13 protein-coding genes and 1 tRNA gene are annotated in these 15488 nt (G+C 71.0%); 6 read left to right on the forward strand and 8 right to left on the reverse strand.

Going from position 1 to position 15488, the window contains the following annotated elements:
• Positions 1-60: 60 nt before the first annotated feature.
• Together LCD31_RS20675 and LCD31_RS20680 are read left to right on the forward strand one after the other, a co-directional pair.
• On the forward strand, positions 61-297 hold the full coding sequence (locus tag LCD31_RS20675) for an AlpA family transcriptional regulator (protein WP_224960371.1): 237 nt from the start codon (positions 61-63) through the stop codon (positions 295-297).
• Positions 297-1670, forward strand: coding sequence for a tyrosine-type recombinase/integrase (locus LCD31_RS20680; protein ID WP_224960373.1), 1374 nt, complete (start codon positions 297-299; stop codon positions 1668-1670). The genes LCD31_RS20675 and LCD31_RS20680 overlap by 1 nt, the downstream gene beginning before the upstream one ends.
• A gap of 143 nt (positions 1671-1813) precedes the next feature.
• Here LCD31_RS20680 and LCD31_RS20685 read toward each other — a convergent pair.
• Positions 1814-1886 (reverse strand) — tRNA-Arg (locus LCD31_RS20685).
• A 163-nt stretch (positions 1887-2049) separates the two neighbouring features.
• Between LCD31_RS20685 and LCD31_RS20690 the strand changes: the two genes are divergently transcribed.
• A complete protein-coding gene (locus tag LCD31_RS20690) occupies positions 2050-2970 on the forward strand; it encodes a cation diffusion facilitator family transporter (RefSeq protein ID WP_224960375.1) in 921 nt (306 codons plus the stop codon).
• A gap of 292 nt (positions 2971-3262) precedes the next feature.
• On the opposite strand, the gene rho is transcribed toward LCD31_RS20690, so the two are convergent.
• The 6 genes from rho to argS all read right to left on the reverse strand — a co-directional run bounded on the left by rho (position 3263) and on the right by argS (position 12567).
• Positions 3263-5236, reverse strand: a complete 1974-nt coding sequence (gene rho / locus LCD31_RS20695; RefSeq protein ID WP_224960377.1) for a transcription termination factor Rho — start codon at positions 5234-5236, stop codon at positions 3263-3265.
• 855 nt (positions 5237-6091) lie between these two features.
• On the reverse strand, positions 6092-7012 hold the full coding sequence (gene thrB / locus LCD31_RS20700; RefSeq protein ID WP_224960394.1) for a homoserine kinase: 921 nt from the start codon (positions 7010-7012) through the stop codon (positions 6092-6094).
• Positions 7013-7014: 2 nt separating this feature from the next.
• Positions 7015-8100 carry a threonine synthase gene (gene thrC / locus LCD31_RS20705; protein WP_224960379.1) on the reverse strand — a complete coding sequence of 362 codons (1086 nt, stop codon included), beginning with the start codon at positions 8098-8100 and terminating at the stop codon, positions 7015-7017.
• Positions 8097-9401 carry a homoserine dehydrogenase gene (locus LCD31_RS20710; protein ID WP_224960381.1) on the reverse strand — a complete coding sequence of 435 codons (1305 nt, stop codon included), beginning with the start codon at positions 9399-9401 and terminating at the stop codon, positions 8097-8099. Before LCD31_RS20710 ends, thrC begins: the two co-directional genes overlap by 4 nt.
• Positions 9402-10820: a diaminopimelate decarboxylase gene (lysA, locus tag LCD31_RS20715; protein ID WP_224960383.1), complete on the reverse strand. Its 1419-nt coding sequence runs from the start codon at positions 10818-10820 to the stop codon at positions 9402-9404.
• Positions 10821-10905: 85 nt separating this feature from the next.
• Entirely contained in the window at positions 10906-12567 is a 1662-nt protein-coding gene (gene argS, locus LCD31_RS20720; RefSeq protein ID WP_224960385.1) for an arginine--tRNA ligase, read from the reverse strand.
• A gap of 209 nt (positions 12568-12776) precedes the next feature.
• Here argS and LCD31_RS20725 point away from each other — a divergent pair, with 209 nt between their 5' ends.
• Both LCD31_RS20725 and LCD31_RS20730 read left to right on the forward strand, forming a co-directional pair.
• The gene (locus tag LCD31_RS20725; RefSeq protein WP_224960387.1) at positions 12777-13577 is read left to right on the forward strand and encodes a DUF3105 domain-containing protein; all 801 of its coding nucleotides are present in this window, start codon (positions 12777-12779) and stop codon (positions 13575-13577) included.
• A gap of 4 nt (positions 13578-13581) precedes the next feature.
• Positions 13582-14271, forward strand: coding sequence for a DUF305 domain-containing protein (locus LCD31_RS20730; RefSeq protein WP_224960389.1), 690 nt, complete (start codon positions 13582-13584; stop codon positions 14269-14271).
• Positions 14272-14539: 268 nt separating this feature from the next.
• Here LCD31_RS20730 and LCD31_RS20735 read toward each other — a convergent pair whose 3' ends face one another.
• Positions 14540-14923 carry a hypothetical protein gene (locus tag LCD31_RS20735; RefSeq protein ID WP_224960391.1) on the reverse strand — a complete coding sequence of 128 codons (384 nt, stop codon included), beginning with the start codon at positions 14921-14923 and terminating at the stop codon, positions 14540-14542.
• Positions 14924-15159: 236 nt separating this feature from the next.
• Between LCD31_RS20735 and rpmE the strand changes: the two genes are divergently transcribed.
• The gene (rpmE, locus tag LCD31_RS20740) at positions 15160-15384 is read left to right on the forward strand and encodes a 50S ribosomal protein L31 (protein ID WP_224960393.1); all 225 of its coding nucleotides are present in this window, start codon (positions 15160-15162) and stop codon (positions 15382-15384) included.
• Positions 15385-15488 lie beyond the last annotated feature (104 nt).

A 15488-nucleotide genomic window follows, 5' to 3' on the forward strand; every position in this document is an offset into this window, starting at 1 on the left:
CCCCCCCACTGCTCCAGCCTCAGTGAACCCAGCCCACCACCGGCCGCACCATCACACACAGTGCACGAACCAGCAGTGCCGAGCGTTGACCGCACGAGCGAAAGGGCCCAGATGCCGCGCCGTGAATACCTGACTATCGAGGGCTTCTGCCGCGAGTTCGAGATCTCGCGGGACACCTTCTACAAGTGGCGCGCGAAGAAGACCGCCCCGGCGTGCACCAAGCTGCCGAACGGTGAACTTCGCATCGCCCGCGCAGATCTCGACGCGTGGATTGACACCTGCAGGGAGGCCGCCTGATGCCAGCCAGCTTCGACGTGAGCGTGTGGAGTATCAAGCCCCGGAAGAACGCCAAGGGCAAGGTGACGAGCTACGGCGTTCGATGGCTCGTAGAAGGCAGAGAGTTCTACGAGTCGTTCAAGTCGTTCACGCAGGCCGATGGCTTCCGCTCCGAGTTGAAGTCGGCGCAGAATAGGGGGGAGCCGTTCGACACGGTCACTGGGCTCCCCGCGTCGATGGGGCGTAAGGCTCGTGACGAGCCGTGGTTTGACCTCGCGTGCAAGTACATCGACCTGAAGTGGCCGGATTCCGCAGCGACGACTCGTCAGACTCTCGCGGAAGCGCTGATTCGCGTCGCTCCCGTGTTTCTTTCGAACGCTCGGGGGAAGCCCGATGATCGCGTCATCCGGTCGGCGCTGCGCGGATGGGCCTTCAATCCGCCGAAGCGTTCGGCGGAGGTACCGGTTGAGGTCAAGGAAGTTCTTGACTGGTGCTCGCGGAACAGCTTGCCGGTGAGCACGGTGGGGGAGCGTCGAGTACTGGATGCCCTCGAAAAGGTGGTTACGACGAAGTTGTCTGGCGCGAAGTACGCGCCTTCGGTGGCACGTAAGACTCGTTCGGTCTTGTCGGGATTCTTGACCTACGCAGTGAAGGAGGACGCTCTGGAGGTCAACCCGCTCGGCGGCGAGAAGTGGACGTCAATGCCGAAGGGAAATCGCACGGTCGATCCCCGAACCGTCCCGAACCCGGTGCAGGCCCGAACACTGCTGCGTGAGATTGCTTCCATCGAGCGAAGCGGCCCGAGGCTCGAAGCGTTCTTCGGCGTGATGTATTTCGCCGCACTGCGCCCGGAGGAAGCTGTCGCGCTGCGGGTGAGCAACCTGGATCTCCCAAGGGAGGGTTGGGGGGAGATCTACGTCGAGGGTGCCCACCCCCATGCTGGGCGGCACTGGACCGGGACGGATAAGGCTCGCGAACCCAGGGGGCTCAAGAGTAGGGCACGGGATGAAGGGCGACCGGTGCCGTGTTCTCCTGAGCTCACCGCGATGCTGCACCGTCACCTCGCCCGGTATGGGACGGGCAAGGGAGGCCTGGTGTTCACCGGGGAGCGTGGAGAGGACGTCCCGAAAATGACCTACGTGCGGGTATGGAGAGCCGCACGCACGGAGACGTTCACTACGGACGTTCTGGCAACGCGGCTCTGCCGGCGCCCGTACTCTCTCCGGCACGCTGCTGTGAGTTCGTGGCTCACCGCTGGCGTTGATCCTGCCACCGTTGCTCGGTGGGCGGGCCAATCAGTGGCCGTGCTGCTGGAGATCTACGCAGGGTGCCTGCATGGGCAAGACGTGATCGCGCGGCAACGGGTGGACGAGTTCTTCGGCTGGAAGCCGTGACACCCGCGCCGGAACCTCTTGTCCGCGCATTGTCCGTGAACTACGACAGACCTTACCCGCCAGTGGCAGACAGTGACGCATGAGGAAATTCGCCCCTGGGGTATTTTAGCTGCTCAGGGGCGGATTTCACTGGTCTTGCTATGCGCCCTCGGCAGGACTCGAACCTGCGACACCTGCCTCCGGAGGGCAGTGCTCTATCCGCTGAGCTACGAGGGCTTGCTGTTGTTGACGTAGGTCAGCTTAGCGCACGCTCCGGCGCGAACCGGAAGGGGGTGAAGGTTCGCGGGCGTGCGGTCGCGTCCAGTGGGTGGACCCTCCATTGCATTCATGCGCATCTCGCTATATATCATGGTGGCGGTAGGCGAAGGGGAGGTTCGTGATGGGCCACGGGCACGGCCACGGGCACGGGACTGCATCGCCCGCGAGCGCTTCCGGGCGGTACTCGCGGCGCCTGGCGATGGCGTTCGGGGTGTTGCTGGCGTTCTTCGTGCTGGAAGCGGTCGTCGGGTACCTGACGTCCTCGCTCGCCCTACTCTCGGACGCCGGGCACATGTTGACCGACGTGCTGGGCGTGGGGATGGCGCTCGCCGCGATCACCGCCGCGCGCCGCCCGGCCTCGGCGAAGCGGACCTTCGGCTGGTACCGCATCGAAGTGCTCGCCGCCCTCGCCAACGCGGTGCTGCTGTTCGCGGTCGCCGGCTACATCCTCGTCGAGGCCGTCGGGCGCTTCCAGGATCCGCCGGAGGTCGCCGGGCTGCCCATGATGATCACGGCGGCGGCTGGACTCGCCGCGAACGTGGTCGCGTTCCTGCTGCTGCGCGAAGGCGCGGGGGAGAGCATCAACCTGCGCGGTGCCTACCTGGAAGTGCTCGCCGACACCATCGGCTCGGTCGGCGTGCTGCTCGGCGGCGCGCTCGCCTGGGCCTTCGGCTGGTACCTGGTCGACCCCATCGTCGCCGTCGCCGTCGGGCTGTTCGTGCTGCCCCGCACCTGGAAGCTCGCCGGGCAGGCGCTGCGGATCCTGGTGCAGCAGGCGCCCGAAGGCGTCGACGTGCACGCGATGCACCGCGACCTCGCCGCGCTGCCGGCGGTGAAGGAGGTGCACGACCTGCACGTGTGGACGTTGACCTCCGGCATGGAGGTCGCCTCGGCGCACCTCACGATTCCGGCCGGGGCCGACCACGGGGACGTCCTGACCGCCGCGCAACGGCTGCTCGCCGAGCAGTACCGGATCGAACACGCCACCTTGCAGGTCGAGCCGACCGAGTGTGCCCGGCGGTGCCAAGCGCTCACCTGGTGATCGGCTGACGGCAGGTTCTTGCGCCCGGACCACGGTCCAGGCGGGCGCCGGAGGTGATCGGAAGGTTCCCTTCACCGCACCGGTGACAGGAAGGTTCCCTTCCACGCCGGGGCGCACAGCTGAGCCCGGAGTCGGGTCCCGGAGTTCGACTGACCGGAAGGTTCCCTTCCTCGCACCACCGACGTGGCCCGTGGAACGGCGTGACAGGAAGGTTCCCTTCCTCGCACCAGGTGAAAACGAACCGGCCCGCACCCCTCGCGAGGTGCGGGCCGGTCCGTGCGTGGTTCGGACGTCAGTTGTCGTCCTTGCCACCGGGGGCGTTCTTGGCGACCTGCATCAGGAACTCGATGTTGGTGCGCGACTTGCGCAGCCGTTCCTGCAGGAGTTCCAGCGACTGCTGGGCGTCCAGCGCGGCGAGCACCCGGCGCAGCTTGTGCGTGACGGTGAGCTCGTCGGGTGCGAGCAGGATCTCGTCCTTGCGGGTGCTGGAGGCGTCCACGTCGACGGCGGGGAACAGCCGCTTGTCGGCGAGCTTGCGGTCCAGCTTGAGCTCGGCGTTGCCGGTGCCCTTGAACTCCTCGAAGATCACCGTGTCCATCGTGGATCCGGTTTCCACCAGCGCCGTGGCGAAGATGGTCAGCGAGCCGCCGTTCTCGATGTTGCGGGCCGCGCCGAGGAACCGCTTCGGCGGGTACAGCGCGGTCGAGTCGACACCACCGGAGAGGATCCGGCCGGACGCGGGGGCCGCGAGGTTGTAGGCGCGGCCGAGGCGGGTGATCGAGTCGAGCAGCACGACCACGTCGTGCCCCATCTCGACGAGCCGCTTGGCCCGCTCGATGGACAGCTCGGCGACGGTGGTGTGGTCCGACGGCGGGCGGTCGAAGGTGGAGGCGATGACCTCGCCCTTGACCGAGCGCTGCATGTCGGTGACCTCTTCGGGGCGCTCGTCGGCGAGCACCACCATGAGGTGGCATTCCGGGTTGTTCGTGGTGATCGCGTTGGCGATCGCCTGCAGCACCATCGTCTTGCCCGCCTTCGGCGGCGAGACGATCAGCGCGCGCTGGCCCTTGCCGACGGGCATCACCAGGTCGATGATCCGGCCGGTGAGGTTCTGCGGTTCGGTTTCCAGCCGCAGTCGCTCGTTCGGGTACAGCGGGGTCAGCTTGTGGAACTCCGAGCGGCCCTTCGACGCCTCCGGTTCGAGGCCGTTGATGGAGTCGACGCGGACCAGCGGGTTGAACTTCTGCCGCTGCTGCTCGTTGTCCCGGGGCTGCCGGATGACGCCCTTGATCGCGTCACCGCGGCGCAGCCCGTACTTGCGGACCAGCGACAGCGACACGTACACGTCGTTCGGCCCGGCGAGGTAGCCCGAGGTGCGGACGAACGCGTAGTTCTCCAGCACGTCGAGGATGCCGGCGACGGGCAGCAGGACGTCGTCCTCGCGGACCTCGGGCTCGTTGCCGCCACCTTCGGCACGGCCGCGGTTGCGCCTGCGGTCCCGGAAGCGGCGTCCGCGCCTGCGGCCGCCGTCCTCGTCGGAGTCGTCCTGCGGACGGTTGTCCTGCTTGTCCTGCTGCTGCCGGGAGTTCTGCCGGTCGCCCCGGTCCTGGCCACCCCGGTCGCCGCGATCACCCCGGTCCTGGCCGCCCCGGTCACCCCGGTTGTTGTCCTTGTCGCGGTCCCGGTTGTCGCCCCGGTCGCCGCGGTCGTTCTGCCGGTCGCCCCGGTCCTGGCCGCGCTCGTCGCCCTGGTCCTGGTTGCCGCCGGAGCGGTTGGAGGAGCGACGGCGGCGGTTGCCGCGGCGGCCCTCGTCCTCACCGCCCTGCTCGGCGGGCTGCTGGCGCCGGGAGCGCCCGCGGTTCGGCGCGGAGCCGTTGTTGCCGGAGTCCGAGCCCGAGTCCTGCTGCTGGGCAGCGGAGTCGGTCTCGTCCAGCGCGGGCTGGTGGGACTTGCCGCGGCTCGGCGCGGTCTCTTGCGCCGGGGCGTCCTCCTGCGCAGGCTTGGCGGCCGCGCGGGGCTTGGCGGGGGCGCCGCCCTGCCGCTCCTTGATGGCCGCGATCAGGTCGCCCTTGCGCAGGCCGCTGGTGTCGATCCCCAGTTCCCCGGCGAGTTGTCGAAGCTCGGCGAGGACCATGCCGGACAGCCCGCCGCGGCGGCGCGGGGCGCCGTTGGTCTCGGCGCCCGCGGACGGCTGCTCAGACTCCTGCTGGCCAGCCTGGGAGACGCCGTTGGTCGTCTCGCTGCTCAACAGTTCGGTGTTGCTCACGAATGTCCTTCCTGACCGGACCGCGCCTCCTACGCGACCCAGCGGATTGCCCGCCCGCTGTTGTCAGCGGAACGGCCTTGATGTGCTACCAGCCCGATGCCGGTCGAGTTCAACACGCACGCGCGGCTCGATCGACGTCGGCGATCAGGGGGACCAGCAGCACCGGGCGGTGGGAGGTACCCGGGTCATGTGCTCGTCCGAATGCCGTTGCGCGGTGCGGTTTTCACGCTCCTGCGTGTCAGAACCACGGTGCACGTGCGACGCATCCACTCCGATCCACACTCGCCGATGCACGCCCTGCTGCCGCCTCACTCAGATGTCGTCGTTCACGGGGAGCGCTGTGATTTCCGGTCCGGCCCGATCTGCCGCAGAGCGGAATCGGGACGACGGGCACCGGGGTGCGCCGATCCGGCGTCGATCGCGTCGAAAGCATGACCATCGCGGTCAGGCCCCCATGCGGCGTCGGCCGGAACCCACAGGTCGGCAGCCCCGCGCGAACCCCATTGAGTTGACAACTCCTGCCTCTGCCACCGCGTCCGGCAACCCGCAGATCCTGATCTTCACCCGTGTGGAGTGGAGTCGATTCACCAGCGGGAAATGTGCCCCGGAGAACGAAGCTCCGGATGCGGCACCGGCGCCGAGCGCGCGGTGACTGATTGACCTTGAGGGTAGACGCCTCGCCACCGAGGTGCAACAACCTCCGCAGGCGTGGCACGCCCTCGTTCGATCACGGTGTTCGCGCAATCGGCCGTGCCGGAGCATCCACCGTTTCGGAACACCTGCCGTGCAGTCCTGACGTCCTGCCGACATGTCCTTTGTACCACCACGCGCGGCGGAATGGTCGGCCCGGGCCGGTCATTCCGCCGTCGTCGGCTCGGATATCACCTGAACGCCGCGCCGATCGACCGGAAGGCGCAGCGCGGTGAACCCGCTGGTGTCCACCGTGCGGGGCAGTTCACCGCCCGCGGGCAGCGCCAGCACCGTCGGTCCGGCGCCGGACACGGCGGCGGGCACGCCTGCCGCGCGCAGCCGCCGCACCAGCTCGATGGTGTTCGGCCACGCCGATTCCCGGTAGTCCTGGTGCAGCCGGTCGTCGGTGGCGGCCAGCAGCAGCGACGGGTCGGTCGTGAGGGCGTGCACGGCGAGCGCGGCACGGCCCGCGGCGAACGCGGCGTCCGCGTGCGGAACCCGCTCGGGCAGCAATCCGCGAGTGGTGTGCGTGGCGGACTCGCCGCCCGCGACCAGCGCGATCGGGTGCACGTCCGGATGCGCGGGCAGCGAGGCGGCGCGGAACCGGTCCGCCTCCTGCCAGGCGATCACCACGCCGCCGAGCAGGCTGGCCGCGACGTTGTCGCCGTGGCCTTCGCAGTCGGCGGCCAGGTGCAGCGCCTGTTCGAGGTTCTTGGTCTCGCGCAGCGGGAAACCGGCGAGTTCGTAGGCCGCCGCGACCCCGGCGACGATCGCCGCGGCCGAGGAACCCAGCCCCCGCGAGTGCGGGATGGCGTTGCGGCAGCGCAACCGGACGGCAGGCGCGGGCACGCCGAGCTCGGACCAGGTGCGGTGCAGCACCCGCACGACCAGGTGCTCGTGGTCGGTGGGGATCGATCCGGCGCCTTCGCCCTCGGCGGTCACCACCGCGCTGCCGGGCGGGCCGCCGGTCACCGCCACGTGCACGGTGTCGTGCAGCGCGAGCGCCATGCCGAGCGCGTCGAACCCGGAGCCGAGGTTGGCGGTGGAGGCGGGCACCACGACCCGCACCCCACCGCCGGCCCGCAGGCTCACACCAGTTCCAGCGCGGTGGCCACGGCGCGCGGGTCGACCGGCAGCGGCTCGACCTCGACCATGCCGGACAGCGCCGTGTCCGGGTCCTTGAGGCCGTGCCCGGTGACGGTGCACACGACGCGGGACCCGCGCGGCAACCGGCCGTCCTCGACCGCGGCCAGCAGCCCGGCGACGCTGGAGGCGGAGGCGGGTTCGACGAACACGCCTTCCCGGGAGGACAGCAGCCGGTAGGCGTGCAGGATCTGCTCGTCGGTGACCGCGGCGAACAGGCCGCCGGAGGCGTCCTTCGCGGACACCGCGTGCTGCCAGGAGGCGGGGCTGCCGACCCGGATGGCGGTGGCGATCGTCTCCGGTTCGAGCACGGGCGCGCCGTGCACGAGCGGCGCGGCGCCCGCGGCCTGGAAGCCGAACATCCGCGGGGTGGACGGGATCACGCCGTCCGCGGCGTACTCCGCGTAGCCCTTCCAGTAGGCGGTGATGTTGCCCGCGTTGCCCACCGGCAGGCAGTGCACGTCGGGGGCGGAGCCGAGCACGTCGCAGATCTCGAACGCGGCGGTCTTCTGGCCTTCCAGCCGCACCGGATTCACCGAGTTGACCAGCGTCACCGGGTGCTCGGCGGAGGTCTTGCGGGCGAGTTCGAGGCAGTCGTCGAAGTTGCCCTGCACCTGCAGGATCTTCGCGCCGTGCGCCACGGCCTGCGCCAGCTTGCCCATCGCGATCTTGCCCTGCGGCACCAGCACCGCCGAGGTGAGCCCGGCGCGCGAGGCGTAGGCCGCGGCCGAGGCGGAGGTGTTGCCGGTCGAGGCGCAGATGACGGCCTTGCTGCCCGCGGCGAGCGCGTGCGTGATGGCGACCGTCATACCGCGGTCCTTGAAGGAACCGGTCGGGTTCGCGCCCTCGACCTTGAGGTGGACCTCGCAGCCGGTGAGCTCGGAGAGGTGCTGCGCGGGCACCAGCGGGGTGCCGCCCTCCTGCAGGGTGACCACGCGGGCGCCCTCGGGGATCTCCACCCGGTCCCGGTACGCCTCGATGAGGCCGGGCCACCCGGCCCTCGCGGGCGCACCCTGGATGTTCGAAGTCACGACGGTTCACCTTCCACGCGCATCACGCTGACGACCTCGCGCACCGAGGCCAACCCGGCAATCTTGTCCACTGTGGATTTCAGGGCCGCATCGGTGGCGGTGTGGGTGACCACGACCAGGCTGGCCTCTTCGCCCCTGCCCGCCTGGCGCACCACCGAGATGCTCACATCGTTGTCGTTGAACGTGGCCGCCACCTGGGACAGCACGCCCGGTTTGTCGTCCACGTCGAGGCTGATGTGGTAGCGGGTGGGGGTGGCGCCCATCGGCTGCACCGGCAGGTTCGCGTGTGCCGACTCGCGCGGACCCTTGCCCGCCACGACCAGGTTCCGCGCCACCGCGACGAGGTCGCCCAGCACCGCGCTCGCGGTCGGCTCCCCGCCGGCGCCCTGGCCGTAGAACATCAGGCTCCCCGCGGCCTCGGCCTCCACGAACACCGCGTTGTAGGCGCCGCCGACCCCGGCCAGCGGGTGGTCCCGGGGGATCATCGCCGGGTGCACGCGGGCCGAGACCGATTCGGTGCCGTCCTCGGCGACGACGCGCTCGCAGATCGCCAGCAGCTTCACCACCCGGTCCAGCGATTTCGCGGCCGCGATGTCGCCGGGGGTGACGCCGGAGATGCCCTCGCGGTGCACGTCGGTGGCCGCGACACGGGTGTGGAACGCCAGCGACGCCAGGATGGTGGCCTTCGCCGCCGCGTCGAAGCCGTCCACGTCGGCGGTCGGATCCGCTTCCGCGTAGCCCAGCCGCCCGGCCTCGTCCAAGGTCTCCGAGTAGCCGGCGCCCGTGGAGTCCATCGCGGACAGGATGTAGTTCGTCGTGCCGTTGACGATGCCCATCACCCGGTTGATGCGGTCCCCGGCGAGGGATTCGCGCAGCGGGCGCAGCAGCGGGATCGCCCCGGCGACGGCGGCCTCGAAGTAGATGTCCGCCCCGGACTCGTCGGCGGCGGCGTACAGCTCCGAGCCGTGCTCGGCCAGCAACGCCTTGTTCCCCGTCACCACCGACTTGCCGCTGCGCAGCGCGCGCAGCAGCAGCGAGCGGGCCGGTTCGATGCCGCCGATCAGCTCCACCACCACGTCCACGTCGCCGTCGACGAGCGCGGCGGCGTCCGTGGTGAGCAGCTGCTCGGGGACGTTCGGATGCTTGTGGAGCCGCCGCACGGCGACGCCGGTGACCTGCACGGGTGCACCGGTCCGCGCCGCGAACTCCTCGGGGCGGCCCTGCAGCAGGCGCAGTACCTCGGTGCCGACCGTGCCGCAGCCCAGCAGCGCGACGCGGATCGGCTCACGGTCCTCGATCACTCACACCTCCAGCCGGAGCAGGTCGTCCTCGGTCTCCCTGCGCAGCAGCAGTCGCGACCGCCCGTCCCGCACGGCGACCACCGGCGGCTTGGGGAGTCGGTTGTAGTTGCTCGCCATCACGTAGCAGTAGGCTCCCGTCGCGGCGACGGCCAGCAGGTCGCCCGGAGCAATGTCCTCCGGCAACCAGCAGTCTCGCACCACAACGTCACCGGACTCACAATGCTTGCCCACGATGCGGGACAGCACGGGGGGCGCTTCGGCCGATCGGGAGACGAGCCTGCAGTCGTAGACGGCGTCGTAGAGCGAGGTGCGGATGTTGTCGCTCATGCCGCCGTCCACGCTCACGTAGCGGCGCGACACGCCGCCGTCGAGCTCGACGTCCTTGATCGTTCCCACTTCGTAGACGGTGACCGTGCCGGGCCCGGCGATGGCGCGGCCCGGTTCGACGGCCACCCGCGGCGGCTCGAACCCGGCGAGGTCGCACTCCTTGCGGACCACGTCGTGCAGCCGGGTCGCCAGCTCCCGCACCGGCAGCGGGTCGTCGTCGGGGGTGTAGGCGATGCCGAGGCCGCCGCCGAGGTCCACGGTGGTCAGGTTCCCCAGCGCTTCGGCGCCGTGCTCGGCGCGCAGCTCGGCCAGCAGCGACACCACCCGGTGCGCGGACAGGCCGAAACCGTCGTCGTCGAAGATCTGCGAACCGATGTGGCTGTGCAGGCCCACCAGGTCGAGGCCGTCGGCCTTGATGACGCGGCGGGCCGCTTCGGCGGCGTTGCCCGCGGCCAGCGAGAACCCGAACTTCTGGTCCTCGTGCGCGGTGGCGATGAACTCGTGGGTGTGCGCTTCGACACCGACGGTGACCCGGATCATCACCGGCTGCACGACACCGCGTTCGCGGGCCAGGTGGTCCAGGCGGGCGATCTCGTGGAACGAGTCCAGCACGACGGAACCGACGCCGGCGTCCACGGCGGTCGCCAGCTCCGCGGTGGACTTGTTGTTGCCGTGGAACGTGATGCGCTCCGGCGGGAACTCGGCGCGCAGCGCGACGCGGAGCTCACCGCCGCTGCACACGTCCAGGCTCAGGCCTTCCTCGGCGACCCAGCGGGCCACCTCGGTGCACAGGAACGCCTTCGACGCGTAGTGCACGGATGCGGGGTCGCCGAACGCGGTCGCGTATTCGGCGCAGCGGGACCGGAAGTCGGCCTCGTCGAGGACGAACAGCGGGGTGCCGTGCTCGCGGACGAGTTCGCGCACGTCCGTCCCGGCGAAGGAGACGGCGCCGTCGTCCTCCCGGTGCGCACCGCGCGGCCACACCGCCGCGTGCAACTCGTCGAGCTCGGACTCGTCCGCCGGGACCGGCCCGGCTGTGCTGCCCGGCAACAGGACCTCGGCGTGCCGAGGTCCGGCGGGATGGGCGCGCATGATCGCGGCTCCTCTGCGGATTCGTGCCGGCCGGGGAGCCGTTCCCCGGCGCGGCCGCCCGAACGCCGGGCGTGGACGTCGTCGGTCACATCTGGTCGGGGGCGCTCACTCCGAGCAGCCCCAGACCGTTGGCCAGCACCTGGCGGGTCGCCTCGCACAGCTGCAGGCGCGCGATCGTCAGCGCGTTCGCCTGGTCATCACCGGGCTGCAGCACGCGGCACGCGTCGTAGAACTTGTGGTAGGCGCTGGCCACTTCTTCCAGGTACCGCGCGATGCGGTGCGGTTCCCGCAGTTCGGCGGCGGAGAGCACCACTCGCGGGTACTCGCCGAGCGTGCGGATCAGGTCGCCCTCGCGTTCGTGGGAGAGCAGCGACAGGTCCGCCTCCTGCACCGGTCCCCGGTCGATGCCGAGGGACGCGGCGTTGCGCTGCAACGAGGACAGCCGGGCGTGCGCGTACTGCACGTAGTAGACCGGGTTCTCGTTGCTGCGCTTGCTGATCAGGTCCAGGTCGATGTCCACGGCCGAGTCCACCGAGGAGCGGGTCAGCGAGTAGCGGGCGGCGTCCACGCCGACCGCCTCGACCAGGTCCTCCAGGGTGACGACGGTGCCCGCGCGCTTGCTCATCCGCACCGGTTTCCCGTCGCGCACCAGGTTCACCAGCTGCCCGATCAGCACCTCGACCGCGTTCGGGTCGTCGTCGAACGCGGCGGCCGCGGCCTTGAGCCTGCTCACGTAGCCGTGGTGGTCGGCGCCGAGCATGTACAGGCACAGGTCGAAGCCGCGGCCCCGCTTGTCCCGCAGGTAGGCGATGTCCCCGGCGATGTAGGCGGTGCCCCCGTCGCTCTTGATCACCACCCGGTCCTTGTCGTCGCCGAACTCGGTGGAGCGCAGCCACCAGGCGCCGTCCTCGAAGTACAGGTGCCCGGATTCCTTCAGCTGCGCGACGGCCGTCTCCACCGCGCCGGAGGCATGCAGCGAGTCCTCGTGGAAGAAGACGTCGAAGTCGGTGCCGAACTCGTGCAGGCTGCGCTTGATCTCTTCGAACATGAGGCCCACGCCGACGCGCCGGAACGTCTCGTGCCGTTCGGCCTCCGGCTGCTCCAGCGCGCCCGGTTCGGCGGCGAGCACCCGCTGGGCGATGTCGGCGATGTAGTCGCCGCCGTAGCCGTCCTCCGGCGCGGGCTCGCCCTTCGCGGCGGCCAGCAGCGACAGCACGAAGCGGTCGATCTGCGCGCCCGCGTCGTTGAAGTAGTACTCGCGCACCACCTCGGCGCCCTGCGCGGACAGGGTGCGGCCCAGCGCGTCGCCGACCGCGGCCCAGCGGGTGCCGCCCAGGTGGATCGGGCCGGTCGGGTTCGCCGAGACGAACTCCAGGTTCACCCGCAGGCCCTGGTAGCGGTCGCCGCGGCCGAACCCGGCTCCGGCGGTGACGACGTCGCGCACGATCCCGGCCTGCGCGTCGGTGGCCAGCCGCAGGTTCAGGAAGCCCGGCCCGGCGACGGTCACCTCGGTGATGCCGTCCTGCGCGGCCAGCGCCTCGGACAGCCAGGTCGCCAGGTCGCGCGGCGGCACGCCCGCCTTCTTCGCGACCTGCATTGCCAGGTTCGTCGCGTAGTCGCCGTGCTCGGGGTTGCGGGGGCGCTCCACCGTCACCGTCTCCGGGAGCACGGAAACGTCCAGGTCACGTGCGGAGAGCACGTCGACGGCGGCGTTGCGGACCAGATCAGCGAGCGCGGCGGGAGTCACCTGGAGAAGTCTAAGGATGCGTCGCCGCTGTTCAGCGAACGGGTGCGATCGCCGGGCCCGTCGCGTGCACGGTAGGTGATCGGGCGGTGACCTCGGTGTGAGAACGTGACCCACGACGTGTTCGACGTACGCCCTCCGGTGGCCGTGGGATCCCTAGACTGGCGAGCCGGGTCACCTGGCGACCGATGGCGAGACGAGGTCCGGACAGCATGGCGAGCGGTAAGCAGAGCAAGGCGATGCGCAAGGCGCGCGGTTCCGTGGTGCAGCAGCGCTCGATCCCGTGGGCGACGATCTCCGGAGTCGGAGTGGTGCTCCTCGTCGCGGTCGTGGTCTTCGGCTACGCCTACGTCCGCTACGCCGGCCAGGCCGAGTCGCGGGAGGCGCAGGCCAAGGCGGAAGCCGCCGCCGCACCGTTCAAGCCGAGCCCGGAGAACCCGGACCCGTCCAAGGGCATCCCCGGCGTCGTCACCGCCGAGTACCCGGGCCAGCAGCACGTCACTCCGGCCCAGCGCGTCGCCTACGACAAGACGCCCCCCTACGGCGGCCCGCACGACGGGATCTGGGCCGACTGCACCGGCGTCGTCTACCCGAACGCGGTGCGGACCGAGAACATGGTGCACTCGCTGGAGCACGGCGCCATCTGGATCGCCTACGACCCGGCGCGGATCGACGAGGCGGGCAAGGAGAAGCTCGCCCGCCGGGTGGAGAACAAGCCCTACACGATGATGTCGCCGTACCCGGGCCTCGACTCCCCGATCTCCCTGCAGTCCTGGGGCCACCAGCTGAAGCTGGACAGCCCGGACGACGCGCGCATCGACCAGTTCATCACCGCGCTCAAGGAGAACCCGAACAACGTCTACCCGGAGATCGGCGGCTCCTGCCAGGCCTACCCGGGCGCGTTCGACACCCAGAACCCGCCGCCGTTCGACGCGAGCCCGCCGCCCGCGGACGCCATCCCGATGAGCGGGGAGGGCACCCAGCAGGCGCAGGGCGAGATGGGCGGTCGGTGACCCGGTGAGCACCCAGGAGAACCCCGACGCGTCGATGCCGGTGCGCATCGCCATCGCCGTCGTGGCGGCCGCCGCCCTGCTGCTGCTCGGCGGCGCGGGCGGGCTGCTCATCGCCACCCCCTCGCACGACTCCGAACCGGCACCGAGCGCCGTCGACATCGGGTTCGCGCAGGACATGTCGACGCACCACCAGCAGGCCGTGACCATGGCCACGCTCGCCAGGGAGCACGCGGCGGACGTCGCGGTGCGCCAGCTCGCGTTCGACATCGAGACCAACCAGCGCGACCAGATCGGTCGGATGCAGGGCTGGCTGAACCTGTGGGACGAGCCGACCGGCAGCACCTCGCCGATGCGGTGGATGGGTTCCGGCGGGCACGAGCACGGCATGGAGCAGCACTCGATGCACGGCGCGGCCACCGGCTCCGGCGCGGCCACCATGCCCGGCATGGCCGACACCGCGGAGCTGGACCGGTTGCGCGGGCTCGACGGTCCCGCGTTCGACGCGTACTTCCTGCAGCTGATGCTGCGCCACCACGAGGGCGGGGCGCCGATGGCCCGCTACGGCGCCGAGCACGCCGGGCTCGAACCGGTGCGCGGGCTCGCGGCGAACATGCTGGGTTCGCAGGGCACCGAGAGCGAGCTGATGCGCGGGATGCTGGCGGACCGCGGGGTCGCGCCGCTGCCCGCGAACTGAGGTCTCCGCAGCGGGGGGGGGGGGGGGGGGGGGGGGGGGCGCCCCCCCCCCGCGGGGGGGGGGGGCCCCCGGGCGGGGGGGCGGCCGGGCGCGGCCCCCGCGCCCCCCCCCCCCCCCCCCCCCCCCCCCCCCCCCCCCCCCCCCCGCGTCGGCGCACGCCGCCGTGCGAGGAAGGGAACCTTCCTGCCACCGGTGACCGGAAGGTTCCCTTCCTCGCGGGTGCGCGGGTGCGCGGGTGCGCGGGAAAGCTGGGGGGATCAGGGAGCGGTCAGCGGGATTCGCAGGTCCGCGCCGCACCGCGGACCGCGACGACCACGAGCGCCACCAGCGCCACCCCGCCGAGCAGCAGCGTCGGCAGCAGCGGCACCAGCACCCGGTCGGCGCCGAGCGCGCAGCCGAACAGCGCGGCCGGGTAGGCGAACCGGAGCCAGCGGCGCTGCCAGTCGCGGGACCAGCGCACCTTCCCGCCGGTGAACAGCGCGAGCCCCGCGGCGAACCCCAGCAGCACCGGCGGCGACACCTCCAGCCCGGGCCGTCCCGGTTGGAAGGACCAGGACACCAGCGCGGCCACGCCGCTCGCGCCGACGAGGAACAGCGGCGGCAGCAGGATCCACATCCGGACCGTGAGGTCACGCAGCGCAGGGCACAGCACGGGATCAAGGATGCTGGCGGACGGGTCCGTTCGCACCGCGTCGCGGCGGCCGCTCGGCGGGCGGTCGCCTGCCCGCGCCGGGCGGTCGGGCGAGCCGCTCGCCAGGAATAACGTGCTCGGCGACTGCGTTCCAGGTCAGCGCCTTCGGTCTGGCAGAATGACAGGCCGAGTCGGCTCCGGTTCACCTCGCGATGATCGTCGGCGAGGACCCGGCGGCCCCGAACAGGAGGACACGCGTGAAGTCGGACATTCACCCCGAGTACGTCGCCACCCAGGTGACCTGCGGCTGCGGGAACACTTTCACCACCCGGAGCACCAGCAAGGCCGGCAACATCACGGTCGAGGTCTGCTCCAACTGCCACCCGTTCTACACGGGCAAGCAGAAGATTCTGGACACCGGTGGCCGGGTGGCTCGCTTCGAGGCCCGCTACGGCCGGCGGCAGAAGAACGCCGCGAAGTAGCTGGGCCGAGGGGGGCCCGCCCCGCCCCCCCCCCCCGGGGGGGGGCCGCCGGGGGGGCCGGGCGGCCCCCCAGGGCCCCCGCCGACCACGACCCCCCCGCCGAG

Origin of the sequence: Saccharopolyspora sp. 6M, assembly GCF_020176775.1 — a bacterium.
Classification (GTDB): Bacteria; Actinomycetota; Actinomycetes; order Mycobacteriales; family Pseudonocardiaceae; genus Saccharopolyspora_C; species Saccharopolyspora_C gregorii.